This is a genomic window from Bacillus sp. JJ1503, from assembly GCF_036965125.1.
GTDB lineage: Bacteria > Bacillota > Bacilli > Bacillales > Cytobacillaceae > Cytobacillus.
In genome coordinates this window covers 2,553-28,250 of sequence record NZ_JBALOZ010000241.1, presented here as the reverse complement: position 1 = coordinate 28,250, position 25,698 = coordinate 2,553, and the positions used below count along the sequence as shown (strand labels likewise).

Sequence of the window (25,698 nt, the reverse complement as noted above, 5' to 3'; positions counted from 1 at the left end):
ATAATTCAATAATTCTATTCTAATAAAAGTAAATATTCTTTTTTTAGAATTATACAACAATTTCAAACAAAAAATACATATTTGTTTAATAAACTAATTCTTCTATTATATCTTCCGAAGATTTGACAAGCTTTGCCCCTTGTTGAATTAGCTCGTTCGTGCCAGCTGAATATGGACTAAAGATATTCCCTGGAAGGGCAAAGACTTCCCTTCCCTCCTGAACTGCATAGTTAGCCGTAATTAATGAGCCGCTCTTACTCTTAGCTTGTACAACGAATGTACCTTTGCAAATCCCGCTAATGATTCTGTTCCTCATAGGGAATTGCCATTTCATTGGTCTCGTAATAGGCGGATACTCTGAAAGGATTAATTGGTTTTTCATCATTTTAATAGAAAGTTCTCTATTCTCCTGCGGATAAATGTTGTACAATCCCCCCGCAATGACACCGATTGTTTTTCCCTTTAAATGAATGGCAGTTTCGTGGGCTATCTTATCAATTCCCGCTGCCAGCCCGCTTACAATCACAATTTTATTTTCAATTAATTTAGGAAAGAACCTTTGAATAGCATCTTCCCCATAGTCATTATACTGCCTTGAGCCAACAACTGCTAAATGCAAATGATTTTTCAGTAATGATAGATCGCCTTTCCCATAGAGGACCCAAGGGGGCTGATAAATTTCCTTTAATAATTCTGGGTATTCATCATCAAATATTGTAATCATGCTAATGCCATTTAATTGATACTGGCTAATTTGTTGAGGGATAAAATCTGAATGAAGATCATGAAGAATGGTAGAAGCAGTAGTGGTGTTTGTATTCTGGAGAAAAAGATCATGGAGAGTAAGGTTGTAAAGCCGCTTAAGCTCTGGATCAGCCTTTAAAATATTTAATATGGTTTTCCATCCTATCCCCCTGCAGTGGTGTAAATGAATTAATCTAAATTTAAAATCGTCCATTGGAAGCCTCCTAATCATAAATATTGCTCATGCAGAATAGCCCCCCTAAAAAAGGGGGGTCTGCATGAAGTTTTAGCTAATTTTCATTAGCGGATTAATGTGTTTTACACTTCTCATAAAGCCCTTTTTCTTTAAGGACTTTAATTAATGTTTCTCCCATTACAGATGGGGTCTCAGCAACTTCAATTCCACATTCATTCATGACGCGGATCTTTTCGTCAGCTGTTCCTTTTCCGCCTGAAATGATAGCCCCAGCATGTCCCATACGCTTTCCTGGAGGTGCAGTACGTCCGCCGATAAAGCCGACAACAGGTTTCGTCATATTCGCTTTAACCCACTCTGCAGCTTCTTCTTCAGCTGTTCCGCCGATTTCACCGATCATGATAACCGCATAAGTTTCTGGGTCTTCGTTAAAAGCTTTCAGAACATCGATGAAGTTTGTTCCGTTAACAGGGTCTCCGCCAATACCAACCGCGGTCGTTTGACCGATACCTGCTTGAGTTAACTGATGAACGGCTTCATATGTTAATGTTCCAGAACGTGAAACAACGCCCACATGACCTTTTTTATGGATATAGCCTGGCATAATTCCAATTTTGCACTCATCAGCAGTAATAACTCCAGGACAGTTAGGACCAACTAGACGAGTTTTCTTGCCTTCCATATATCGTTTAACCTTCACCATATCTAGTACAGGAATATGCTCTGTTATACAAATAGCAAGGTCAAGCTCAGCGTCAACAGCTTCTAGGATTGCATCTGCAGCAAATGGAGCAGGAACATAGATAACTGAAGCCGTTGCTCCAGTAGCTTTAACAGCTTCTTGAACAGTATTAAATACTGGTACACCTTCTACTTCAGAACCGCCTTTACCAGGAGATGTTCCTCCGACAATTTTTGTACCGTATTCTAACATTTGTTTTGTATGAAATAGTGCTGTAGAACCTGTAATTCCTTGCACCATAACTTTTGTATCTTTGTTAATAAATACACTCACGATTATTCCCCTTTCTGGTTTTCAGGTACACCGCTGTTTAAAGCTTAATAGCTTTCAGATGGTTTAGGTCATTACCCTACTAATGAAACGATTTTTTGTGCGCCGTCAGCCATAGAGTCAGCTGCAACAATATCAATGTCAGACTCAGCAAGAATTTTCTTACCTAAATCCACATTCGTACCTTCTAAGCGAACAACTAAAGGCACTTGTAAACCTACTTGTTTTGCAGCCTCTACTACACCTGTTGCGATTACATCACATTTCATTATTCCGCCAAAGATATTAACAAAAATACCTTTAACATTCTTATCAGAAAGGATGATTTTAAATGCTTCCGTTACCTTTTCTGCTGTAGCACCGCCGCCAACATCAAGGAAGTTAGCAGGATCTCCACCATAATGCTTAATGATATCCATCGTTGCCATTGCTAATCCAGCACCGTTTACCATACAGCCGATATTTCCATCTAATGAAATATAGCTTAGATCGTATTTAGATGCTTCGATTTCCTTTGGATCCTCTTCATCAAGATCACGATATTCTAAAATATCTTTTTGACGGTAAATCGCATTGCTGTCAAAGTTTAATTTTGCATCTAATGCCATTACCTTTCCATCACCAGTAACAACTAATGGGTTAATTTCAGCAATAGAACAATCCTTTTCAATATAAGCTGTATATAACCCCATCATGAATTTAACCGCTTGGTTAACAAGCTCTTTCGGAATATTGATGTTAAAGGCAATACGGCGAGCTTGGAAAGCTGTTAAACCGATAACCGGATCAATTTCTTCTTTGAAGATTTTTTCTGGTGTTTTTTCAGCAACTTCTTCGATTTCAGTTCCGCCTTCTTCAGAAGCCATTAATACAACGCGTGAAGTTGCACGGTCTAAAACTAAACCAATATAGTATTCTTTCTTTATGTCACAGCCTTCTTCAATAAGCAGGCGCTTAACTTCTTTACCCTCTGGACCCGTTTGATGAGTAACAAGTGTTTTCCCTAAAATTTCATTTGCATATGTACGAACTTCATCTATATTTTTTGCGACTTTTACACCGCCAGCTTTACCGCGTCCCCCTGCATGAATTTGTGCTTTAACTACACAAACCTCTGTACCTAATTTCTTTGCGGCTTCCACTGCTTCTTCAACTGTAAAAGCAACGATCCCATTTGGAACTGATACCCCATATTGTCTGAGGACCTCTTTCCCTTGGTACTCATGTATATTCATTTCCATCCTCCTAATTGGTCAATCGTAAAATAGACTGCGATACCATTTTATATAATGACACATTCCTTGTCCACCATTATTAACAAAATATTATCTTTATTAAATTTTATTTTTTCCCGCCTCTTTATCAGCTTTATAGATAAATGCAAAAACCTCAGCAACTGCTTCATATAATTCCTCAGGAATTTGCTCGTTAATATTAAGCTTTCCTAAAAGTTCTAACAAAGATGGGTCTTCTTGGACAGGTATATCATGCTCACTCGCTTTTGCAAGTATACTTTCTGCTATTAATCCTTTTCCCTTCGCGGAAACATATGGCGCATCCACACCATTCTTATCGTAAGTCAATGCTACAGCTTCTTTACTATGCACATTATTTTGTTTTCTCATATCCGAAAATCAACCCCGTTATATTGATTTGGCAGCCTTAAGCCGGATAAGTTTTTTTTCTTTTCAATATGATTGCTCTTTTTATCTATTGGTTTTTCAAAATGAATAGTGGAAAGGTGATATTTAATGTCTTGTAATCTTTCCTTTAAATACGGGATATAAATTTGAGCCAGGTTTTTTAAATCTTCACGATCATTTACTACGGAAATTGAAATGACCCTATTTTGAACATGTAAATCGACAATTGTTTCCTTTAAATTTTCAAGATTTAAATAAAATAAAACTCGGCAAAAATTAGGATCTATCTGACCATTTTCGGTTTTTCTTCCGCTCCATTGCATCGTCAAATCTGTCCTTTTATCCAAAAAGGTCAATGGTATTTGAAAGATTAATTGCTGGATGGGACCAGCCTCCTGCGAGAGTACCTGATACCCTGTAATTTTGTTTAATAGTTTCTCGGCAGTATTTTGAACGGGACCAGCTGCTTCCTCACTTAATAGATGCATTAGAATCGGTTTGAGAGTCTCCAATTTATTAATATTGAATGGCTCATTGTCTTTTATTAGCTTTATCATTTCATTTTCGTATGAAAATCCTATCGTTTTAATAGCGGTCTTTAATTCATCCTTTATGAATTGTGTATGTGACACCTCGTTGCTATGAAATAATGAAGACGTGGTTTTGCTTTCAGATAAACGAAGCTGATCGAGAATTAAGCTCAGCCGTTTGGAAGCATCGGATAACTCACCTTTTTTAAATATAGATTGAAGTTTGTCTAACAATGAGGAAATGGGTTCATCCTCTTGGATTGCGTATAAGGAATTTAACACATTTTTTGTAAAGGGTAACTGCTTTGACAAAACTGCATCAATAATCTTCAATCCGTCCAGCAATGTTTTGTCTTTTAGCCAGTCAGTTGCTGTATGCATCGTTTCTTTCGTTATTGGGAGTTGTTTATTTTGAAAGAATTCCAGTAAGGCAGTATTCTCTTTTGAATTTGAGAGAGCAAGTTCTTTTAATACATTTCCACTAGCAGATACATTTCCATTTCCGCCATTTCCCTCCAGCACTTTCAGGTGCACTTTCCCTTCACCTGACTGTACTTGAAACCAATGTCGCTCATGAACCGATAATGGAACTTCGAGCTGGGCGATTACTTTATTAGCCCCAACTAAAACCTCAGCAATCTGATTCGGAAATAACTTCATGACCTTACCGCTAACGATTTGCCCTGGCCTTAAAGTTAAAGCAAGATTGTCACTTAATTGATTCTGATTTAATAGAGTTTGAACAAAATTTAGAGGCTGCAAATTTTCACCTTCTTATTTCTCTTGTCCTATATAATTCTTTACTGGTGCAAAGCTTTTTCGGTGATGAGGAGTGATACCAAACATTTGAATGGCTGATAAATGTTCTTTTGTCCCGTATCCCATATTTGTAGAAAAGCCGTAAACGGGATATTCCCTTCCTAAATCAACCATTAATCGGTCACGAGTCACTTTGGCAATAATGGAGGCAGCTGCAATTGATATACTTTTGCCGTCCCCCTTAATAATTGCTTCCTCTGGATACGGTGTACTTAGTTTAACAGCATCTATAAGAAGAAAGTCAGGTTTAACCTTCAAACCTGAAATAGCCGCATGCATAGCTTTTTTCGAAGCTTCATAAATATTAATCCGGTCAATTTCTTCCGAATTAATCATTCCCACATGATAGTCTAATGCCGATTCTATAATATTCTCATAATATTCAATCCGTTTTTGTTCTGATAGCTTCTTAGAATCATCAAGCCCAGGCAAATAGAAGTCAGACGGTAGAATAACGGCAGCTGCAATAACAGGACCAGCCAAAGGACCTCGACCTACCTCGTCAACCCCAGCAATCTGAATAAAGCCTTCAGATCGATATTTTTTTTCATAGTATGTCATTTGAACATATTTTTCATAGGCTTTAACTTCTTTATCTTTTTTGTTATGCCATTTTTTTAATAGCTGTTGTACGCCTTTTCGTTCATCCTTTTCGAGCATTTTCACAAATGAGCTATGAAGATCCTTTTCATTTGCAAGCCGTTTCTCTATCTCTCGTATGTTTAGTTTCTCCATGTTGATTCCCCTTTATTTCCATAATCTATGTATCGGCCTTTTTCAGAAAATATTAAAGCCCTCTCTGTTAAAGGAAGGGCCGTGAGTTATTTATGGAATTTTTATTCATTTTCTTCCGTTTGTTCTGCTGCCAAGTCTTTAGGCTCCTCTAAGGAAATATATCCCCACTTTTCGGTTCGAAACTCCCTAATAACGAGTTCAGTTACTTTATCATAGTCAATTTCTCCGCCAGCCATTAAGCAGCCTCGAAGTTTTCCTATTTCATTAAATAATTCTACAATATCTTCAGGAATCTCATTTAGCTTATAACGATCCTTCAGCCGATCAGGGTATTTCTGCTCGAGAAATCTTAATGCATAAATAGCAATATCCTGTAAGTTTAATATCGTATCCTTAATGGCTCCTGTAAGAGCCAGCTTTAAACCGACTTGTTGATCTTCGAATTTAGGCCATAGAATTCCTGGTGTATCTAAGAGCTCTAATTCCTTCCCGACCTTTATCCACTGCTGGGCCTTAGTAACTCCTGGTGTGTTGCCAGTTTTTGCAATATTCTTTTTCGCCAGCCTATTAATTAAAGTTGATTTTCCAGCATTAGGGATCCCTACAATCATGGCACGAATAGCCCTCGGTTTTACCCCTTTTGCCTTCATTCGGTCAAATTTTTCTTTCAGAATATCTTGAGAGGCGGCCACGATTTCCTTCATGCCTTGTCCTGCCTGCGAATTAATGGCAAGTGCTCTCGTTCCTTCGTCCTGAAAATGTTTGATCCATTGCTTTGTCACTTCTTTGTCGGCCATATCAGCCTTGTTTAAAAGGACAATCCGCGGCTTATGCTGAATAATCTCATCAATCATCGGATTACGAGAAGAGTATGGGATTCTGGCATCTACCAATTCAAAAATAATATCGACTAGCTTTAGTTTTTCTGTAACTTGTCTGCGGGCTTTTGCCATATGTCCCGGAAACCATTGAATCGTCATAACTTATACCTCTTTCAAAATTGAATTGCAGATTATTTTACAATTCGAATGTCTTCTATTGGCCAATAAATAATACCTGTATTGCCTAATACCTTTTCCATTGGCACTGTCCCAATATGACGGCTGTCCTTGCTGTATCTACGGTTATCTCCCATAACAAACAGATGGCCTTCTGGAACCGTCTCTTGGCCAATCTTTTCTTGAAGCGTAAATGGTTCTGTTAGTGGTCCGTCAATGATTTGTTGCTTATACTCATCTAAATAAGGTTCATTATACGGTTTTCCGTTAACATAAAGAACATCATCCTTGTATTCAATGCGATCTCCCGGCAGCCCAATTACCCTCTTAATGTAGTCTTTATTTTCCGGTGCATGAAAAACAATAATATCAAAACGGTCTGGCTTTCCAACCTTATAGCTAAATTTATTTACAATCATCCGATCTTGATCATGCAAGGTTGGCATCATAGATAATCCATCTACCACTATAGGAGCGAATAAAAAGTATCGAATAATGGCCGCTAATAAAACTGCAATTACTAACGCTTTAGACCATTCCCATAATTCATTTTTCTTCTTTGTCATTATTTCCCCACCAATCTCAGTAAAAATCTATAGGCTGTCCTATCAACTGAGGGCACTTTTGTACCCACATTTTTATTGTACAAAAATCCTTATCAACATTCACACTTTGGACCCTATGTCATTATTATTTAACAATTATGTAATATTATAAGCTAAGAAAAAGGAGCTTGTAGTTACAAGCTCCTTCCTTTTTCTTAGATTATCGGATTTCTTTAATACGAGCTTTTTTACCACGTAGGTTACGTAGGTAGTAAAGTTTCGCACGGCGTACTTTACCGCGGCGAAGAACTTCAAGCTTCGCAATCTTTGGTGTGTGAACAGGGAATGTACGCTCTACGCCTACACCGTAAGAGATCTTACGAACTGTGAAAGTTTCGCTAATTCCACCACCACGACGCTTAATCACGACTCCTTCGTAAACCTGAATACGCTCACGAGTTCCCTCAACAATACTTACGTGTACACGTACAGTATCACCAGGACGGAACGCAGGAACATCAGAACGAAGTTGTTCTTTTGTGATTTCTTCGATTAATTTATGCATCGTTTTCAACTCCTTCCAACAGACGCTCATGCACATCTTTTCTTCTACATTGCAGCGGAACATCTTTATAGGACAAAAAACTGAAATAGTCCAGCCTAAGTCACAAAGAGTATTCTATCATAAATAAGGTCCAACTTCAATGTTATTTCTGTTCATTTTTTATTTCTTCCAGCCATTTTTTTTGCACATCAGTTAAATGAATATGTTCTAATAAATCTGGCCTGCGAGTGAATGTTCTTCTTAATGATTCCTTCGTTCTCCATTCATCAATTAAGCGATGATTGCCTGAAATTAAAATATCTGGCACTTTCATTCCTCTGAAGTCAGCAGGCCGGGTATAATGCGGATGCTCAAGAAGGCCTGTACTAAAAGAATCCTTGCGGTGGGATTCCTCATTTCCAAGGACACCAGGAAGGAGACGAACTACACTGTCAATAACTACCATAGCTCCGAGTTCCCCACCAGTTAGGACAAAATCACCGATGGATATTTCATCCGTCACCACATGCTCACGAATCCTCTCATCATAACCTTCGTAATGGCCGCAAACAAAAATAAGATGATCCAACCCTGCGAGCTCTTCTGCCTTTTTCTGAGTGTATCTTTCCCCTTGCGGACAGAGAAGGATGACTCTTGGATTGGATTTGCCTTTCTCACGTAAATCTGCAACAGCATCAAAAATCGGCTGTGGCTTTAACACCATTCCTGCACCGCCGCCATAAGGATAGTCATCTACGGTTTGATGCTTATTATCAGCATACTCCCTAAAGTTAACGACATTATATTCAACAGCATTATTTTCTGCTGCTTTTTTTAAAATAGAATGGCCAAAGACTCCATTAAACATTTCGGGAAAAAGTGTTAGAACATCGATTTTCATCATGATAGCAGTCCTTCAATTGGATCAATTATGACCATCTTTGCATTCACATTAACCTCTTTTACAACCGATTCAATATATGGAATTAGAATTTCCTTGCCGCCTTTGCCTTTTATTACCCATACATCATTTGCTCCTGGCGAGAGAACTTCACTGATTTTCCCAATTTCTTCGCCATCTATCGTGGTTACGATGCAGCCGATAATTTCATGGTAATAAAATTCATCCTCATCTAAAGCACCAAGCTGGCTCTCTGGAACCTTTAAAATTCCACCTTTCATGTTTTCAACTTGATTAATATTGTTGTAGCCATCAAAGGTAACTAAATCGAAGTTTTTATGTGTTCGATGCGATTTAACGGTTAATTCAAGAGGGCTCTTAGATTGAGGCATAAATAAAAATAATCGATTCCCAGACTTATATCTTTCATCTGCAAAATCAGTCTTTGAAATGATTCTCACTTCTCCTCTAATGCCATGGGTGTTCACTATTTTTCCAACATTAAACCATTTTTCCAATTGCCTTCACCTCTAACGTATGTCCTGAACGATTCCGTCTTTAATAATGATTGTTTTTCCGCTTTGAATATCTTCCCAGCGATCTCCAATTTCAATATCAATAATGGCATTGACTTCTTTTTCTTTAAGTTCGCTTCCTAGTGGTAGTATATGTAATTGTTCAATTTGAAAATCGAGAAGCTTAATCTTTTCCTTGCGCGTTTGAATTTCTTTCTCAAATTGCTTCTTTAAATTGGCTGCATTGAATTTTTTAGACTTTTCTTGTTTTTTCATCTCGAATCGAAGCTGATCGCATTCTTTTTGGAACTGCAGCTTGTTAGAGTGATATTTATTTAATAGTTCACTTTTACTATTTTCGGTAAGAACTTGTTTAACCACGACAGATTGAATGATTTTCATCTTTAATGCCTCCTAAGGCTTTAATCGTGCATTAGTTCTGAATAAGTGACTGAAGAATCATGTAATTGGCAAAAAGGAGGGGACCTAAAGGGACCCCTCCTTTTTGCTAATTAAGCATGGCATAAAATCTGCCAATACTTTCGTATGTTTCAGTTATAGCGCTTAGAGAAGCATTATTCACTGATTTCTAGAAAAACCTTTTTCTGCTGTGATGATCCTGCTGCATAAACAACAGTTCGTATTGCTTTCGCAACGCGCCCTTGCTTCCCAATTACTTTCCCCATGTCATTCTTGTTGACAGAAAGCTGATAGGTTACGCGGTTGTCTTCTTCAAGTACATTCACATGCACTTCGTCCGGAAAATCAACAAGGGGCTTAACAATCGTTTCGATAAGCTCTTTCATCTTATTAGAAATTACTTGCCGTTTTTAGCGTTATGGAATTTCTCCATAATGCCTTGCTTAGAGAATAAGTTACGAACAGTGTCAGATGGTTTTGCACCAGTTTGAAGCCATTTAAGAGCAAGCTCTTCATTAATATCAACGATAGCTGGCTCAGTAACTGGATTGTAAGTTCCTACTGTTTCAATGAAACGTCCATCACGTGGTGAACGAGAATCAGCTACAACGATACGATAGAAAGGAGATTTCTTTGCTCCCATACGTTTTAAACGAATTTTTACTGCCATAATTTAAAGCACCTCCGAATAGTTTCACACAAGATAGTATATTATCAGATATTCAATAAGTTTGTAAAGGGTTTTTTCTTTACAGCATAAGAAAAAGTTTCATTTTGATTAAAAAGGATTAAATGGAAGTTTAAATCCGCCCTTTTTCTTCCCTTTTTGCTGCATTCCTGACATTTGCTTCATCATTTTCTTCATATCTTCAAATTGCTTCAGCAAACGGTTTACTTCAGGTACAGTTGTACCGCTTCCCTTTGCTATTCGCTTCCGACGGCTTGCATTAATCGTTTCTGGATGAATTTTCTCATCCTTTGTCATCGATCTAATAATGGCTTCAACCTGTGAAATTTGCTTTTCATCAACCTGAAGCTTATCTAAGCCTTTCATTTTGCTGGCTCCAGGAAGCATTTTCAGCAATTCATCCAATGGCCCCATACTGCGAACCTGGCTTAATTGCTCTAAAAAGTCATCAAACGTTAAGGAAGCTGTGCGCATTTTTTGCTGCATTTCTTTCGCTTTTTCTTCATCAACGTTCGCCTGGGCTTTTTCAATAAGAGTAAGAACATCACCCATGCCTAAAATTCTTGATGCCATTCTTTCAGGATGGAATGGCTCAAGCGCATCCAATTTCTCACCTAAACCAACAAATTTAATAGGAGTATTCGTGACGGAGCGAATAGATAGAGCAGCTCCTCCACGAGTATCACCATCAAGCTTTGTCAGTACGACACCAGTTAATCCAAGCAGCTCATTAAAGCTTTGCGCTACATTAACAGCGTCTTGACCTGTCATTGCATCAACGACTAGGAAGATCTCATCTGGTTTAGACAACTCTTTAATTTGCTTAAGCTCATCCATCAACGCTTCATCAACATGTAATCGTCCCGCCGTGTCAATCAAGACATAATCATGATGATCTTCCTTTGCCTTTGCAATGGCTTGCTTAGCTATTTCGACAGGGCTCACCTTGTCTCCTAATGAAAAAACAGGCATACTTAGCTGTTTCCCAAGAGTTTCGAGCTGCTTAATAGCAGCTGGACGATAAATATCAGCTGCAACCAGCAATGGGTTTCGGTTGTACTTCTTACGAAGCAAGTTCGCAAGCTTACCAGTTGTAGTGGTTTTACCTGCCCCTTGTAAACCAACCATCATAATGACAGTCGGCGGACGGTTAGAGACAGCAATTTTGCTTTGCTCGCCACCCATTAACAGAGTCAATTCTTCTTTAACGACTTTAACAACCTGCTGCCCTGGTGTTAAGCTCTTTAACACTTCTTGCCCGACAGCCCGTTCACTTACTTTTTTGACAAATTCTTTGACGACCTTAAAGTTAACGTCTGCTTCTAATAATGCAAGACGAACATCTCGCATCATTTCTTTTACATCCGCTTCATTTACTTTCCCTTTGCCGCGGATCTTCTGGATTGTATTCTGCAGTCGGTCGGCTAATCCTTCAAATGCCATGTTGCCGCCTCCTAATCTAATTTCTCAAGCTCAGCAATCATTGAATCCATTACCTTTTGAAACTCGGGATTTTCTTTAAGAATATCCTTCATGCTTGCAATCAGCTTACTTCGCTCTTGAAATTTTTGAAATAATAACAGCTTTTCTTCATACTCTTCAAGCATTGCTTCGGTGCGTTTAATATTGTCGTAAACTGCTTGACGACTGACATCATACTCCTCTGCAATCTCTCCAAGCGAAAAATCATCCAGGTAATAAAGGGACATATAGCTTCGTTGCTTAGGAGTCAACAACGATTGATAAAAATCATAAAGATAATTCATTCTCGTTGTCTTTTCTAACATCCCTACTCCCCCTTGTTAAGTGAAAAGCCTTTACAAACATAGTTTACCTAGGACATTTAAATATGTCAAGAAATTATCTTTACATTCCGAATTAGTCAAAAGTAAACTTGTAAATATTGTCTTAATAGCCATAATCTTTAATTCTTCCGTTTTTTTGCTTCAAGCAGCCTCTTCATTCTTTCAGCACGTTCTTCTGCTGAAGCTTGAACCTCTTTTTGTACTTTCTTCGTCCTAATTTGTTTCATTTTATCATTTGTTTGCGGGTTCTTCACCGATTTTTCTTCAATATTAACAGTGGGCTCCTCCTTAATAGGAAATGCCTGTTTTATTTTTTCTTTACTATCCAAACTGCTTCCCCGTTTTTCCAATTTCGTTTTTCTATTGTGACTGAATATAGTAATTAACCCAAATCGTCTGATTGCGATATCGATAAAAAATAGCAAAAAGGCAGCTAGAATTAACCATTGACTTATTGGCTGCTTCTCATATTTTTTGGACAATAGGGGCCTAAAGGTTTCCTTTTCGGTCACTAAAGCTTTTCCCCCGGTCTTTTTAGCTAATTCCGTAAGAAGGGCTTCATTCGGACCATTGATTAAATACTCATCTGAATATGGAACAGTGAATCCAGTTTGATAAGTATGAATTGATCCGTCTTGATTTGTTTGCTTTACACTTAGAAAAAACATACCTGACGAATTTGGCATAGAAAGCTCGTATTTTCCTGGAGCCACAAGCTTTGTATTCGTATTAAGGACTTCCCCGCTCTCTGAAACGAGAGAAGCTTCAATTGGCAAAGTCTGGTTTGTTGCTGATTCTAATGTTAGAATCGGATTGCCATCTTCCTTAGAAAATTGAATTCGATATGGCTCGCTTTCATACTGAGGAAGAGTCTTTGTCACAAGCTGATTAATAAATAGCGGCCAGTTTTCCCAGCGAGCCCAGTCACCTGACCATTTTCCTGAAAAATCAGATGTAAAGGCAATCGTATACCCCATACCATATTGCCATTCCGCAACGATCGGATCTTCCTTTTCACTTAAAATAGGCACCTGTGCTCGGCCCTTTGATGTTGTGGCAATGTATGCGTTCATATTCGGAACCCCATCCTGAAATAATTTTGACCAGTCAGGAAAGGGCTGGATACTAGGAAAAAAAGGATTGTCCTCAATATATGTTCTAGTTGCCATGACAGTTTCACGTGAGAGAATGCTTGGGATCACCGAAGAATCTGTCACATCATAGAAACGGCCAGATCCCATATTGGCTAAATCCTCTAGGAGACCTCGATCAGCATCGCTTCCTAACGCTACTGTTGACAGGGTAATATTTTTTTCCTTTCCCCTTTCAATTAATCCCTCATAATCACCCCCGGGCGCTTGACCATCCGTCAGCAGGATAATATGCTTTCGCTGCAGCCTCAGATCCTCTAGCTCCTGAAAAGCGAGCTCCAAAGAAGAATAAATTTCAGTTCCGCCGCCTGGTGTAACAGATCGAATTTGATCGGCCGCTTTTTTCTTATCTTTTAAGGGCTTTGTTTCAACAATTACCCAAGGACGGTCATCAAAAGCAATAAAGCCAAGGGTATCCTCTTCCCGCAATAATTCTACAGATCTTGCCGCTGCTTCTTTTGCGAGTTCAAGCTTTGATCCTGCCATACTTCCAGACCGATCCATTACAATCATCAGACCGAGAGAAGGCATCTCTTGTTTCCCTTTAAGATCCATATCTACAGGCAAAAGCTTTTCGATAGGTGTTTTAAAGTACCCTCCTAGACCAAAGCTTTCCTCCCCTCCTGCCATCACAAAGCCAGTACCAAATTCCTTTACTGCTTTCTCAATCATATTCATCTGGCTCTCTGTAATGACGGTTGCTGGTACGTTATTGAAAATAATAGCTTGGTACTGAAGATAGCTTGATAGTGAAGTCGGAAGTTTTTCCGGCGAAATAGTTTCAGCCTCTACTCCAGAATTACTTAAAATAGCTTCTAAACTGCCGCCATCTTTTCCTTGAACAATTAATATTTTAGGTGTCCCTTTAACGTTTGTAACAGAATGCATCATATTATTTTCTATAAAAGTATCGTTTTCGGCAGCAATCTCACCCTTATATACTGTAAGTCCCGATGTATCCGCTTTGTGAGTAAAAGTATAGACATTCTTTCCTTCCTTCACATGAACGATCTCTTTGAGAATTTCTTGATTATTTACTGAGAGCCGAATGACGGCATTTTTATCAGCGTTGCTATCAATGATAAAGGAAACTAGTGCCTCCTCACCTTTATACAGTGAAGGAGGAACATTTATCTCAGATAATGACATATCTTCCCCGACATGATTTTTTAACAGAACATAATCAAGTTCAATATTGCGATTTTTAAGAAGATTAGCCGCCTCCTCACTGTTCCCTATCGTCTCATTTCCATCCGATAGCAGCACGATTCTGCCGCTGGAATTAGGAGGAATTAATGATGCTGCAAACTGCATTCCAGCTTCTATATTTGTTTCACCATCATCGATCTCGCTATTAAATTGCTGAACCGGATTCTTTCTGATTCCAGTATTTTGTTCCAGTGAAACATTTTCACCAAAAGTGACTACAGCGAAAGAATCATCCTGTTGCTTATCCATGACACTCTTTTCAATCCATTCAAGAAGCTGGTGGTCAGATTGGCTGACACTTGCAGAACGGTCAGCTAGAAAAACAACCGTTTCGCCCTTTGCTGGAAGTAATATTTGCGGGACCGTTAAGGCAAAAATTAATAGAGCAAATATAGTCAGTCTAATACTTGCTATCCAATAGGATTCCTTGGAATGAATTTGATTTTTATGCTTAAGGTATAGATAGACTGCCAATACTGCAGGAATTAGCAGCAAAAATAGAATGGGATAATTAAACTCTATGCCCACGCCTGAATACCTCCCATTCTAAAGCAATAAAACATAAAGCTATCAAGGCAAGCCAAAACCAAAGTTTATCATTCGGGTTTTCCCTTTTCCCATTCTCTTGAGCTTGCTGCTCATTGAAATGAAAAGCTAGCTCCGTCATTGGATGTTTCTCCCGATCGTCAAGCAGGACTGAAAAATAGAATATTTTATTTCCTGAAACAGCCTGATAGGTGCCTGGCTCAATAGGTGCTTTAAAGCTTTCCTTCGATAAATCCAAAGAAAATAAATTCTTATCTTCGTTATTGAAAATTTCGATGCTGTGATTTCCTTGACTAATGTTCAACCATTTTTCCTCACCTGGTCCAAAGTAACCTAGAAAGTCTGTCTGCTTCGAAAGCCACTCGTATGCGTTATATAGAAAAATTGGAAAGCTTGGCTGAAGTGGCCAATCAGAATCCGATAATGAAAAGTTTACGATGATGATGGGGTAGCCATTTACTTGTCCCCTTTGGATTAATGGCAGATTGCCGCTTCTTAAAATCGTTTCCCAATCACCCTGTAATTCCTTCGATGCTGCATCAATATATATTTTTCCATAATCAACATATTGAAGCAGCCGATCATCTTTCGCTGCCAACGGTTCAGACAGCTTTATTTTGTCATTGTTTGTATTGAAAAAAATTATTGGCTGTTCGAGTTGTTTTGGCAACTCGGTGCCTTCCGACAAGAGGATTCCTTGGACATGGTCAGCATTACCTGTACTTGTTTGCAGCAGCTCCGCCCCGATTGTTTGAAAACCTTTTATTGCAAATGGGTTTACCTCTCCTACTGTATATACCTTTGGATTACTTTCTGTATAAATTGAGGTTGAGAAATTATCCGCTTCATATCCATCTTGAGTTAAGATCATTGCTTCGTAATATGGCTTCTCAGGCAGGGAAGGAATCTGCACGACATATTGCTGCTCCCCTTCGATAGTAAACTTTTGTTCGAAAAGCTCATCTCCTTCACTTTTCACTATAAAATCAATTTCCGTCTTTTCATTTGATTGATTTTCAATTAAAGCAACACCAGTAATATGTCCATCAACAGGTGCAACCCCAAATGAAACAAGTGAAGCATTGTTGACATCCTCCCCGATATTATGAACCTCAACATATTGATCCTTCATAGCCTCTTCAACATTTGACTTCGTAACTCCGTCTGAAAAAATATGGATGGACGTATCCTTTTCAGTAGAAAGCGAGGCTGCTAGGTTCATTGCTTTATCCATCTGCTCATGCTCATAGGTCAATTGCAAGCTATTGACTAGCTTTTTTATGACAGCAGCATTCCTTTCATGGCTTAAAAGAATTTCCGGCTTTTTCCCCGCTTTTATCAAGGTGACCTCCTGCCCTTCAAGCTTTTCTACTAAATTAAGCATTTTCTGCTTTGCTATATCAAAGCGGCTGCTTTTTTCAAATTTAGCTGACATAGAGGCTGAAGAATCAATAATCATGATGACATGATCCCCCTTTATAACGTTCTCAAACCAAAACGGTCGGACAAGTGAAAACATTAACAGTAGAAGGGCTAACAGCTGGAGCCAAAATAATAAGTTTTGCTGAAGCTTCTTAAGCCAAGGAGATGCTTGCCACTCATTTAAAACTTGTTCCCAAAGAAAGTTAGAGGAAACAGATTTCTCCACATATTGCTTCCGGAAAAAATAAAATAATATGACGGCAGCTATAAAAACACTTAATAGAAAAAACCACGGATTTAAAAATTGCATAGCTTCACCTCAGTTGATTAACCCTTTCCCGGAAAAATCATGAAATAATATGGATTGTATATCCCGGTTATCACTTGCGAGTACATACTGTCCGCCAAATTTCCGGCATAAACCTTCTAAATTTCGATTATGCTCTTGGATTCGTTTTTCGTATTCTACTATGATGGACGGACTCATGCTGACATTCACAATTGAATCTGTTTCAACATCAATTAATTTCATATCCCCTGAAAATCGAGGAGAAATTTCTTCACTGCTAAGTACTTGTATAAACCAGACTTCTTGCTTATAGGCTGCTAATTTTTTCAGCAAATTTTCTATTTCGTTTAAAGGCTCTAGACCGTCCGTAATAATAATTGAAAGCTGCTGCGTTTTTACAATTGATTTATTCAAGTTCTTAATAAACTCTCCGGTCCTTTCGGCTTCATCCAGCTGGAGAATTTCTAAAAACGTTCGCCTGCTATAGACAGCCCCCTTCCTCTTAACAGGATGGATGCCTCTTGATGAAACAGGAGTAAAAAACAGTCTGTCTTCACTATTTAACACAATAAAACTTAGTGCTGCTCCTAAATACTTAGCTAGTTCCCATTTTTTACTTATTTTTCTCATTGAGGAGGTTGCATCAAGATAAATAGCAATAGACAGTTCCTGTTCGTCTAGATACCTTTTAATATAATGCTTTTGTGTTCTTCCGTAGACATTCCAATCAATTTGACGAACATCGTCACCAGGCTGATATGCCCTAAAATCCGAGAATTCTAAAGAAGACCCAAACTTGCTAGATTGTCTTGAGCCTTTATGGAAGCCTCGCTTTTTCGTCTTAACCATTAATCTCTTTTTCTGTAATTTACTAATGAGCGCATGCTGATTGTTCATTATCCTCTTGCTCCCTGTCCAAGATTATCTAGTATATGTTCGATAATCTCATCAGCCGTCATGCCATTTGCCTCCCCTTCGAAGTTTAAAATGAGGCGATGTCTTAATACTGGCTTAGCCACATGCTTAATATCACCAATAGAAACATGATATCTTCCTAAGGAAATGGCTCTTGCTTTAGCTAGGCTAATTAAGCTTTGAAGACCACGTGGCCCGCTTCCATACTGAACGAATTGCTTTACTAATTCTGGTGCTTCCTCGGAATCGGAGTGTGTAGCTGAAATTATATTTACAGCATAATCAATAATGTCTTCTGAAACTAATACCTCTTTAGTCAGCTGCTGAAGTACTATGACATCCTGTACTTTAGCCATTTTTTCAAATTGGACAGTTTCCGTTCCTGTCGTTCGTAAAACAATTTCTTTAAGCTCCTCTTTAGACGGATAATGAACTTGCACTTTACAAGTAAAACGATCAGTTTGAGCCTCCGGCAAAGGATAAGTCCCTTCCATATCAATTGGATTTTGCGTTGCCAATACGAAAAACGGGTTTTCCATACGTTTTGTTTCACCCATAATGGTAACGGTTTTTTCCCCCATCGCTTCCAGCAGGGCACTTTGTGTTTTTGGGGTGGCTCTGTTAATTTCATCAGCCAAAACTATATTTGCAAATAATGGTCCTTTATGAAAAACAAAATTTTGTCTTCCTGCTTCATCTGGCTGAAGAAGCATCGTTCCTGTAATATCGGATGGCATAATATCTGGTGTAAATTGAATACGGGAAAATTGCAGATCCATGCATTCAGATATCGTTTTGATCAGCATTGTTTTTCCTAATCCAGGAAGCCCTTCTAATAGCACATGGCCACCAGCTAATATGCTCCATAGTACTTGATCTATTACCTCATTTTGGCCGACAATAAATGATTGGATTTCATCTTTGACTTTTGAGATTGTTTCGGCAGCAAAGGTAAATTGCTGTTCCTTTTCTGTTGTTGAAGTCATTTTTGTCACTCCTTGTTTGGATCTATATTTGTAAAGTAATTTTTAACGATTTCCTCTAAATCGGCTGGTAGTTTGTACCGGTCCGTACTTTGCCGGTATGCATGTTCATATGTTTTAAATACCTCGTCATAAGGTTTGATAGACCCTTTTAGGACTGGTCCAGAACCTTCTGTTTGCTCGACCGGGCTCCCTTCTCCAAGACCGCCTTTATCTGTTTCGATATTTGTCTGACCGTCTAAATGATCAGGGATTGTAAGCAACTCACGAGAGCCTTGCCCTTTGCCAGCTCCCAAACCGCCAGAACCGCTGCCACTTCCTGAACCAGAACCGCCAGAGCCAGAACCGCTGCCATTTCCTGAACCGCTTCCTGCTCCATTACCCTGTCCACTCCCTGAACTGTTTCCGCCAGACGGTCCTTGAGGGTTTTGGCCAGGCTGCTGTCCATTGCTACTTTGTCCACTTGGCTGACTTCCTGAAGGATTAGCTCCAGTACTAGGTTGACCTGAAGGGGCGAAGGCAAGCTCACCGGGAGGAATCCCATTTGAAGCCATTTGATTTTGCATCGCTAATCCTGTTTTTTGTAAAGCCTGCTGTGCAGCGGCTAGCTGGGCTAGAAATTCCTCAGAATTAAGTGCACTTTCAATCTGTTCCATTAATTTAGCAAGTTCCTCTTCAGTGAGCTGGCGATCATTTTCGGCTAATTGATTAAAGGCCATCTTCTGTTCTTCTGTAAGGCCATTCCATTTTTCATTTAACTTAGCCAATTCCTTTTCAATGGCTTTTAAGTTTTTTTCATTTAGGAGCTTTTCTAAATCCGACAATCCATTATTTTTTAATTCATTCTTCCAGTTTTCAAGTGCCATTTGTTTTTCTTTTTCTTTCAGAGCCTTTAATTCTAATTCCTTTTTCTGTTTAGCTAGCTCTTTTAATGCTTCCTCTGCAGATTTCTTTTCTGCCATTTTATCTGCTGCTTCCTGTAGAGCTTTTTTCACTTCTGGATCTTTTTCCTTTTTGATTTCTTCCTTTAGTTTTTTTTCAGCCTCTGCTACAAGCTTGATTTCCTTCTCCTTCTGCTTTGCCAGATTAATGTTTTCATTCGGAGAAACAAATAGAAATATAGCTGCTGCTGTGAATGCGAGACTTAAAAACAGCCATTTAGGATAAAAAAAATGTTTTTTTCTCTTATAAACCATTTCACTTGTGTTCTTCATGTGCTTAACAGCATCAGATAACTGAAGGGCAGCAATGACTCCTTGTGTTTTTAAGAAGCTGTATGCTGTCAAAACCCGATCATCTTGTACAAAATGGTTATAAATGATGGCGGCTTCGTATTTTTTTGGACGTTTTCTCCAAATACGAATGATAAAAATGATAAAAAGTGTAAGCATAATAGAAAGGAAATAATAGTTAACAAAAGGAATAACAATAAATCTTGCCAGCACTAGCAGAAAAAGGGACAGAGCTCCTGCAAATACAAGCAGAAGCTGAACCTCCTTTATGATTAACTGAACGAGTAGCTGTTTCTGTATGGGCCTCAACAGTTTTTCAAATTGTTTGCGATCCTCCATTGGTTTCATTCCTTATCTGTTCATCCCTTTTTCATATTAGGACGCAGTTTTTTAATACTAATGAAAACAGCACCGATAATGATGACTGTATACGATAGTAAATAAGAGATCCATAAAGGGAATTTAATCCCTGTTGTATTCGTAATTTCCCTTGAAATTTCAGGCTCAAAAGTACTTAGCAGAATGATTGGCGGATTTAGCATCGCCGCAAAATAAGCTAATGGGCTTGTTGACGGTGTTCCAGTGTATCCATAGCGATTAGCGAATTGCATAAATACAAGCGCCAAAAATGCAGTTCCGCCTGCTAAAAATAATGTAACACCATAAGCGGTCACCATCGAAACAATCGTTTTCCTAATAAGTGTTGATAATAGTACACCTACACTGCCAAAAGCAATCATCGTGAAAATATAAAAGGAAATCGTAATGAACACCTGTCCAGGGGAAATTCCTCCGAACAGAAAAACGAAGCTGTAAAGCGGAAGTCCCGCAATAATTAATAAAAGCAAGTAAGAAATGGACGATATAAGCTTGCTAAGGATAATGCTGGCTGAGCTTTGTGTCGTTGTCAGCATGATATTCAATGTCTGTCTCTCGCGCTCACTGCTAATAACCCCTGCTGTTAGCCCTGGAGTTATAAACAGAACTAAAGCGAGCTGAAGAAAAGAGAGCATGATGAATATCGTCCTGCTTTGGTCTGGCTTGAAAAACCCATGTGAGTTCGATAATGACTCAATAAACACAAATCCGACAATGATTAATCCAAGTGCCAGCAAATAGAAGAGAATGCCAATAAAGCTTTTAAAAGATCGGAAACGAAGCTTAAATTCCTTATTCAGAACAGGGTTGATAACAAAATTCTTCATGACAGTTCTACTCCCTTAGTAATTTCCATAAATACATCTTCTAGGTTCGTCTCAATTTCCGAAAAGCTTGTTATTGCTATGTTGTTTATGATAGCCTTTTTCAGTAATTCCGTTTGCTCAAGGGCTGAGCCTTTGTATATAAATTGCAGGGAGTTTTCCTCCTCTCCTTTATTTAATTTTGTCACATTTGGATCATCTTCAAAAAAGGCTGCCGCTTTATCGAGATCCTGATATGTCTTAACAATAATCAGTTTCTCTCCTTTTAACTTCGCTTGAATGTCCGAAACTGATCCTTCAGCAACAAGCTGACCTTGATCAATAATTCCAATCGTATCGCACATTTCAGCAAGCTCTGGCAGAATATGTGAAGAAATTAATATTGTTTTTCCCATGCTCTTTAATTCCTTTAATATTTCTCGCATTTCCACACGTGCTCTTGGATCCAGTCCAGAGGCAGGTTCATCTAGGATCAACACTTCAGGGTCATGGATTAAGCTTCTGGCCAAACATAATCGCTGCTTCATCCCTCTGGACAGTACGTCAACATAGGAGTCCTGCTTATGAGATAAATTGACAAGATCTAGCAATTGAGGAATAAGCTTTTCTCTTTCTTGCAAAGGAATCCCATAGCTTGCACCATAGAAATGTAAATATTCTATTGTCTTGAGCTGATCATAAACACCAAAGAAATCTGGCATATACCCTAGCTGTCTTCTAACCATCTTCGGTTCTTTTTGAACGTTATACCCGTTTATATAAGCTGTCCCTGAACTCGGGGCAAGCAAAGTAGCTAAAATCGAAAAGGTTGTTGACTTTCCAGCGCCATTCTGCCCGACAAATCCGAAAACAGAGCCTTTATCAATTTGCAGATTAAGTGAATTAAGCGCTGTAAAATTTCCGTATCGTTTTGTTAGGTCGATAATTTCAATCACGGTGTCACATCCCCTTTAATAGTGATCGCCGGTAATTGAACATGTGGATCACCTTTTGCATTTTTTATGAGCAATAACTTTATTTCGCCTTCCTTTGAAATAAATTGCTGAAGATTGTTTTCATCAGAAAGAGTGAGACTTCGTTTATCCGCTTCAATTGGAAGCCATTCTCCAGTGTTATAATTGAATACGGAATACTGAATCAGTTGACTATTCGTTTTTATAGCCATTTCATTTAACTTTATGCCTCTATCTACTAATTGTTTTGGCAACTGAACAATATACTCATACTCTCCATCATCCATAGCCATTTCCCGATTAGATCCATTGATCATTCTTTCAAAAATATGTCCTTTAAGTACATTAACATGGGAACTTAGCATCTCGTTTTTAATCGTGACTGCTCCCGAGAACTCATGTTCAGCATGAAACGATTGTACAATAAGATTTGTATTATCCTGTTTTTCTTTTTTGCCCACCATATTAACATCTAGAATAGCATCTTTCGTAAATCCGCCAATAATCGGTTCATTTTCAGTTCCATTTATTAAAATAACGTTCGAGGCAACATATTGTAATCTTTCTCTTCTCATTTTATTGATATCTGTATTTTGATAGGAATAGTTAGGGCCTCCAGCACCAGCAGGCTTTGTTAGAAGCGCCTGTTTTATTTGTTTATCAACCTGTAATGACTCACCCTTCTTCAATGCACCTAAGCCAATCTTTTCATTTCCTGACCAAATAAAAATTTCCTCGAAATCATAGTCAAAACCGTTGTGAATCGTCCCTGTCAACTGACTATTTTTAAGTTTCAGATCTGTAGTAAAGCTGCCCTCTGTTTTCTTGCTTGCTTTGCCATACAGAGTTTTAGATGACCAGTAGCCTACTTCCGGGAAGACGATATCAGTAGTTTTGCGTTTTTCCTCAAACACCGCAATCCTCGCAGCATCATAGCCATTCATATTCTGTGTACTTGTAACAGCATTAAAATCTTTTGGAATTGAAAGGGTATATTCCCCGCTTTTATTCGATAATAGTGTTGCTGCTTGTAATCCTGTTAATTGTTTATCCGATACTCTGTAAACGCCCATTTGATTGAGTTGCGGCTTCGCAATCCGGTCTTTTGCGCCTATTCCAAACACAATAGCAGCCATAAATAAAGCTAATGTAGGAATAATCCACCATGAATGCTCCCTTTTATCCATTTTCCGCAAAACAAAATATAATAGGGGCACAATGACGATGATATATCCACCTAATAAAGCAATAAGCTGAACGATTGAAAAATGGCTGGCAGGGAAAAACTCATTTGCCTCTACAAATTCCCAATATAGTGAGCCATAAAAATCTGGGCCATATCTGCCTGAAAACATATTCGTTTTTTCAGCTTCATTCAAGAACTTTGCAAACCAAGTACTATAACCCTTCCATGAGGATAAAGGTTCATCACCAAGAGAAAAACCTGTCTGTAAAATAGTGCCATCTCCAACTTTAGTTTTGGCAGTTATTGGAATTGAATCACTCTGATCAATAATGTCGGCTGTTTTTTCTACTGATCCAGTAAAAACATTCAACTCTTTAAAGTTTGGATTTTTTTCATGATCGACAAGCTTTAGGAAATTAGTAGAAATCTTCACTTCATTGTCCATTTTCATCGGAAGCAAGGAATATATATCACCATAAGATTGACTTCCATTAGGAGAAGCGCCTGCAATTAGAATACCTCCCCCTTCAATCCATTCCTTAATGGCCGTTTGCTGCTCTATGTCCAATTGTGTCAGAGGATATTCATCAATGAGCAAGAAATCAAGCATCTCAAGTCCTAATGACTGCATAGGCATTTGTTCCTTCTTGAGCTCAATCATCTGTGTTTGTGTAAAAGGAAGAATTCTTAATTCCTTTAACCTGTCATAGTTCTCACTTAACACACCGATTACATTTTCATTCATATCTATATATTTTGGTTTTATCTTTTCGTCCCCATTAAATTTAATCGTTTTTCCCTTTTGCCATTCTCCTTTGTACAGTTGAATGGCAGGAAGATTTTGATAGGAAGAGTGATCATCCGTTAAACCCGGCAGGGAGGCTTCATATGTTTTCGTGCTATTTGCAGGCAAATCTACATGAATGGAAAGAACGCCTCCTGTGTTCCATGAAGGATTAAAATTAATCAGTAAGTCTCCAATAAATTCCTCACCTTTGTTTTCAAGTTTAATAGATAGCGGAAAGCCTTTTCCCATTTTTACCTTCCCGTTTAAGCCTTCATCTATAGTAATCGTTATATTTTCAGCATCTGCTTGAACAGTTGGCAGAAAAGAGCCAATCGTCAAGAAAAAGCTTACTATAAATCCAATGGCTAATTTAATTCCTTTGTGCATCTAAATCTCCCCCAGCAATTAATGTCCATATTAATAGACGAAAAATAACGGTGAAAGTTTTCATTCTTTATTAAAATAGCTAAATATAATGATTGCAGCGCAGAAATATAAAAAAAAACAGCCGATACAATGTTCGGCTGTTTTTACGTTTATTTTCAATTAATCAGCTTCTTGTTCCACTAACTCCGCAAAAAGCCCATACACATATTGCTCTGCATTAAATTCCTGGAGGTCATCCATTTTTTCTCCGAGACCAACAAATTTAACAGGGATATCGAGTTCATTTCTAATAGCAAGTACGATTCCGCCTTTTGCTGTTCCATCAAGCTTAGTAAGAACAATTCCGCTAACATTTGTTGCTTCCTTAAAGGTTTTTGCTTGAATCATTGCATTTTGGCCAGTAGTAGCATCAAGGACTAGAAGAACCTCATGCGGTGCACCAGGAACCTCGCGTTCAATCACCCGCTTAACCTTTTCAAGCTCTTTCATCAGGTTGACTTTATTTTGAAGCCTACCTGCTGTATCACAAATTAATATATCCGCATTTCGGGATTTTGCTGCTTGAATCGCATCAAACATAACAGCGGCGGGATCTGAACCTTCAGCCTGCTTAATGACTTCAACACCGACTCTTTCTCCCCAAACCTCAAGCTGTTCAATCGCTCCCGCTCTGAAGGTATCTCCTGCTGCTAATATCACCTTATTACCTTCAGTTTTGAATTTATGTGCAAGCTTACCAATAGTTGTTGTTTTCCCAACTCCGTTAACCCCAACAAAAAGGATAACGGTTAGCGAATCGGATTGGATATTAAGCTCGGATGAAGACTTTCCGCCGGCATCATAAATTTCAACTAATTTCTCAGAAATCACACTTTGAACTTCTTTTGGATCTTGAATGTTTTTCCTTTTCACTTCTGATTTTAACTCTTCCACAAGCTTCATTACGGTATCAAAGCCAACATCCGCTTGAATGAGGATTTCCTCTAACTCCTCAAAGAAATCCTCATCGACTTTTCGATATCGAGAAACAAGATCGTTTACTTTATTTGAAAAATTGTCTCTCGTTTTTGCCAATCCATCTTTAAACTTTTCTGTAACACTATCTGTTTGTTTTGTTATTTTTTCTTTTAACTTTTTGAAAAAGCTCATTAAGGTTCACTTCCTTTAATATGGAATCATATGTACTTGGAGCCGACCGAAAAGGCCAGCTTCCATCATTATCGCAGATTAACGTGCTGAAAGACCCCCACTACAAAAAATTGAGTAAAACAAAAATTTCCTAGTAGGGGATCAACAGCCCATAAAGGCCCGATTATAAGAACACAGACTAAGAACGCCACG

Annotated in this window: 25 protein-coding genes; all 25 read right to left on the bottom strand. The window is 38.4% G+C overall.

What is annotated here, in order from left to right; all coding sequences use genetic code 11:
* Positions 1-85: 85 nt before the first annotated feature.
* The 25 genes from dprA to ftsY all read right to left on the bottom strand — a co-directional run bounded on the left by dprA (position 86) and on the right by ftsY (position 25,506).
* Complete coding sequence (gene dprA, locus V7149_RS18045; RefSeq protein WP_335346993.1) at positions 86-958, bottom strand: DNA-processing protein DprA; 873 nt, start codon at positions 956-958, stop codon at positions 86-88.
* Positions 959-1,052: 94 nt separating this feature from the next.
* Complete coding sequence (gene sucD / locus V7149_RS18040; RefSeq protein WP_335346992.1) at positions 1,053-1,955, bottom strand: succinate--CoA ligase subunit alpha; 903 nt, start codon at positions 1,953-1,955, stop codon at positions 1,053-1,055.
* 71 nt (positions 1,956-2,026) lie between these two features.
* Positions 2,027-3,187: an ADP-forming succinate--CoA ligase subunit beta gene (gene sucC, locus V7149_RS18035; RefSeq protein WP_335346991.1), complete on the bottom strand. Its 1,161-nt coding sequence runs from the start codon at positions 3,185-3,187 to the stop codon at positions 2,027-2,029.
* A 99-nt stretch (positions 3,188-3,286) separates the two neighbouring features.
* Positions 3,287-3,577, bottom strand: a complete 291-nt coding sequence (locus tag V7149_RS18030) for an EscU/YscU/HrcU family type III secretion system export apparatus switch protein (RefSeq protein ID WP_335346990.1) — start codon at positions 3,575-3,577, stop codon at positions 3,287-3,289.
* Positions 3,574-4,887 carry a hypothetical protein gene (locus V7149_RS18025; protein ID WP_335346989.1) on the bottom strand — a complete coding sequence of 438 codons (1,314 nt, stop codon included), beginning with the start codon at positions 4,885-4,887 and terminating at the stop codon, positions 3,574-3,576. The genes V7149_RS18030 and V7149_RS18025 overlap by 4 nt, the downstream gene beginning before the upstream one ends.
* 12 nt (positions 4,888-4,899) lie before the next feature.
* On the bottom strand, positions 4,900-5,679 hold the full coding sequence (locus V7149_RS18020) for a ribonuclease HII (RefSeq protein WP_335346988.1): 780 nt from the start codon (positions 5,677-5,679) through the stop codon (positions 4,900-4,902).
* Positions 5,680-5,780: 101 nt separating this feature from the next.
* Entirely contained in the window at positions 5,781-6,659 is an 879-nt protein-coding gene (ylqF, locus tag V7149_RS18015; protein WP_335346987.1) for a ribosome biogenesis GTPase YlqF, read from the bottom strand.
* A 32-nt stretch (positions 6,660-6,691) separates the two neighbouring features.
* Positions 6,692-7,243 (bottom strand): signal peptidase I, encoded by a 552-nt coding sequence (lepB, locus tag V7149_RS18010; protein WP_335346986.1) that lies wholly within the window; start codon positions 7,241-7,243, stop codon positions 6,692-6,694.
* A gap of 199 nt (positions 7,244-7,442) precedes the next feature.
* A complete protein-coding gene (gene rplS, locus V7149_RS18005) occupies positions 7,443-7,787 on the bottom strand; it encodes a 50S ribosomal protein L19 (RefSeq protein ID WP_335346994.1) in 345 nt (114 codons plus the stop codon).
* 142 nt (positions 7,788-7,929) lie between these two features.
* The gene (gene trmD, locus V7149_RS18000) at positions 7,930-8,670 is read right to left on the bottom strand and encodes a tRNA (guanosine(37)-N1)-methyltransferase TrmD (RefSeq protein ID WP_335346985.1); all 741 of its coding nucleotides are present in this window, start codon (positions 8,668-8,670) and stop codon (positions 7,930-7,932) included.
* A complete protein-coding gene (gene rimM / locus V7149_RS17995) occupies positions 8,667-9,185 on the bottom strand; it encodes a ribosome maturation factor RimM (RefSeq protein WP_335346984.1) in 519 nt (172 codons plus the stop codon). The genes trmD and rimM overlap by 4 nt, the downstream gene beginning before the upstream one ends.
* 12 nt (positions 9,186-9,197) lie before the next feature.
* Positions 9,198-9,584: a YlqD family protein gene (locus tag V7149_RS17990; RefSeq protein WP_335346983.1), complete on the bottom strand. Its 387-nt coding sequence runs from the start codon at positions 9,582-9,584 to the stop codon at positions 9,198-9,200.
* Between the two features lie 173 nt (positions 9,585-9,757).
* On the bottom strand, positions 9,758-9,988 hold the full coding sequence (locus V7149_RS17985; RefSeq protein WP_066289126.1) for a KH domain-containing protein: 231 nt from the start codon (positions 9,986-9,988) through the stop codon (positions 9,758-9,760).
* 11 nt (positions 9,989-9,999) lie between these two features.
* The gene (rpsP, locus tag V7149_RS17980) at positions 10,000-10,272 is read right to left on the bottom strand and encodes a 30S ribosomal protein S16 (RefSeq protein WP_335346982.1); all 273 of its coding nucleotides are present in this window, start codon (positions 10,270-10,272) and stop codon (positions 10,000-10,002) included.
* A gap of 108 nt (positions 10,273-10,380) precedes the next feature.
* The gene (ffh, locus tag V7149_RS17975) at positions 10,381-11,733 is read right to left on the bottom strand and encodes a signal recognition particle protein (protein WP_335346981.1); all 1,353 of its coding nucleotides are present in this window, start codon (positions 11,731-11,733) and stop codon (positions 10,381-10,383) included.
* Between the two features lie 11 nt (positions 11,734-11,744).
* Positions 11,745-12,077, bottom strand: coding sequence for a putative DNA-binding protein (locus V7149_RS17970; protein WP_335346980.1), 333 nt, complete (start codon positions 12,075-12,077; stop codon positions 11,745-11,747).
* Between the two features lie 137 nt (positions 12,078-12,214).
* On the bottom strand, positions 12,215-14,983 hold the full coding sequence (locus V7149_RS17965) for a VWA domain-containing protein (RefSeq protein WP_335346979.1): 2,769 nt from the start codon (positions 14,981-14,983) through the stop codon (positions 12,215-12,217).
* Positions 14,967-16,733: a vWA domain-containing protein gene (locus V7149_RS17960; RefSeq protein WP_335346978.1), complete on the bottom strand. Its 1,767-nt coding sequence runs from the start codon at positions 16,731-16,733 to the stop codon at positions 14,967-14,969. Before V7149_RS17960 ends, V7149_RS17965 begins: the two co-directional genes overlap by 17 nt.
* 9 nt (positions 16,734-16,742) lie before the next feature.
* The gene (locus V7149_RS17955) at positions 16,743-17,609 is read right to left on the bottom strand and encodes a DUF58 domain-containing protein (protein WP_335346977.1); all 867 of its coding nucleotides are present in this window, start codon (positions 17,607-17,609) and stop codon (positions 16,743-16,745) included.
* Positions 17,609-18,613, bottom strand: a complete 1,005-nt coding sequence (locus V7149_RS17950) for an AAA family ATPase (RefSeq protein ID WP_335346976.1) — start codon at positions 18,611-18,613, stop codon at positions 17,609-17,611. The genes V7149_RS17955 and V7149_RS17950 overlap by 1 nt, the downstream gene beginning before the upstream one ends.
* Before the next feature lie 5 nt (positions 18,614-18,618).
* Entirely contained in the window at positions 18,619-20,181 is a 1,563-nt protein-coding gene (locus tag V7149_RS17945; RefSeq protein ID WP_335346975.1) for a hypothetical protein, read from the bottom strand.
* A gap of 20 nt (positions 20,182-20,201) precedes the next feature.
* Positions 20,202-21,047 (bottom strand): ABC transporter permease, encoded by an 846-nt coding sequence (locus tag V7149_RS17940; RefSeq protein WP_335346974.1) that lies wholly within the window; start codon positions 21,045-21,047, stop codon positions 20,202-20,204.
* On the bottom strand, positions 21,044-21,979 hold the full coding sequence (locus V7149_RS17935) for an ABC transporter ATP-binding protein (RefSeq protein WP_335346973.1): 936 nt from the start codon (positions 21,977-21,979) through the stop codon (positions 21,044-21,046). The genes V7149_RS17940 and V7149_RS17935 overlap by 4 nt, the downstream gene beginning before the upstream one ends.
* The gene (locus V7149_RS17930; RefSeq protein ID WP_335346972.1) at positions 21,976-24,357 is read right to left on the bottom strand and encodes a hypothetical protein; all 2,382 of its coding nucleotides are present in this window, start codon (positions 24,355-24,357) and stop codon (positions 21,976-21,978) included. Before V7149_RS17930 ends, V7149_RS17935 begins: the two co-directional genes overlap by 4 nt.
* Before the next feature lie 159 nt (positions 24,358-24,516).
* Entirely contained in the window at positions 24,517-25,506 is a 990-nt protein-coding gene (ftsY, locus tag V7149_RS17925) for a signal recognition particle-docking protein FtsY (protein WP_335346971.1), read from the bottom strand.
* Between the last annotated feature and the right edge of the window lie 192 nt (positions 25,507-25,698).

Excerpts from the sequence above, each read along its gene's own strand:
- dprA (WP_335346993.1), bottom strand. The coding sequence starts at position 958 with ATGGACGATTTTAAATTTAGATTAATTCATTTACACCACTGCAGGGGG.
- sucC (WP_335346991.1), bottom strand. The coding sequence starts at position 3,187 with ATGAATATACATGAGTACCAAGGGAAAGAGGTCCTCAGACAATATGGG.
- V7149_RS18030 (WP_335346990.1), bottom strand. The coding sequence starts at position 3,577 with ATGAGAAAACAAAATAATGTGCATAGTAAAGAAGCTGTAGCATTGACT.
- V7149_RS18020 (WP_335346988.1), bottom strand. The coding sequence starts at position 5,679 with ATGGAGAAACTAAACATACGAGAGATAGAGAAACGGCTTGCAAATGAA.
- ylqF (WP_335346987.1), bottom strand. The coding sequence starts at position 6,659 with ATGACGATTCAATGGTTTCCGGGACATATGGCAAAAGCCCGCAGACAA.
- lepB (WP_335346986.1), bottom strand. The coding sequence starts at position 7,243 with ATGACAAAGAAGAAAAATGAATTATGGGAATGGTCTAAAGCGTTAGTA.
- rplS (WP_335346994.1), bottom strand. The coding sequence starts at position 7,787 with ATGCATAAATTAATCGAAGAAATCACAAAAGAACAACTTCGTTCTGAT.
- trmD (WP_335346985.1), bottom strand. The coding sequence starts at position 8,670 with ATGATGAAAATCGATGTTCTAACACTTTTTCCCGAAATGTTTAATGGA.
- V7149_RS17990 (WP_335346983.1), bottom strand. The coding sequence starts at position 9,584 with ATGAAAATCATTCAATCTGTCGTGGTTAAACAAGTTCTTACCGAAAAT.
- V7149_RS17985 (WP_066289126.1), bottom strand. The coding sequence starts at position 9,988 with ATGAAAGAGCTTATCGAAACGATTGTTAAGCCCCTTGTTGATTTTCCG.
- rpsP (WP_335346982.1), bottom strand. The coding sequence starts at position 10,272 with ATGGCAGTAAAAATTCGTTTAAAACGTATGGGAGCAAAGAAATCTCCT.
- ffh (WP_335346981.1), bottom strand. The coding sequence starts at position 11,733 with ATGGCATTTGAAGGATTAGCCGACCGACTGCAGAATACAATCCAGAAG.
- V7149_RS17970 (WP_335346980.1), bottom strand. The coding sequence starts at position 12,077 with ATGTTAGAAAAGACAACGAGAATGAATTATCTTTATGATTTTTATCAA.
- V7149_RS17960 (WP_335346978.1), bottom strand. The coding sequence starts at position 16,733 with ATGCAATTTTTAAATCCGTGGTTTTTTCTATTAAGTGTTTTTATAGCT.
- V7149_RS17955 (WP_335346977.1), bottom strand. The coding sequence starts at position 17,609 with ATGAACAATCAGCATGCGCTCATTAGTAAATTACAGAAAAAGAGATTA.
- V7149_RS17950 (WP_335346976.1), bottom strand. The coding sequence starts at position 18,613 with ATGACTTCAACAACAGAAAAGGAACAGCAATTTACCTTTGCTGCCGAA.
- V7149_RS17945 (WP_335346975.1), bottom strand. The coding sequence starts at position 20,181 with ATGGAGGATCGCAAACAATTTGAAAAACTGTTGAGGCCCATACAGAAA.
- V7149_RS17940 (WP_335346974.1), bottom strand. The coding sequence starts at position 21,047 with ATGAAGAATTTTGTTATCAACCCTGTTCTGAATAAGGAATTTAAGCTT.
- V7149_RS17930 (WP_335346972.1), bottom strand. The coding sequence starts at position 24,357 with ATGCACAAAGGAATTAAATTAGCCATTGGATTTATAGTAAGCTTTTTC.
- ftsY (WP_335346971.1), bottom strand. The coding sequence starts at position 25,506 with ATGAGCTTTTTCAAAAAGTTAAAAGAAAAAATAACAAAACAAACAGAT.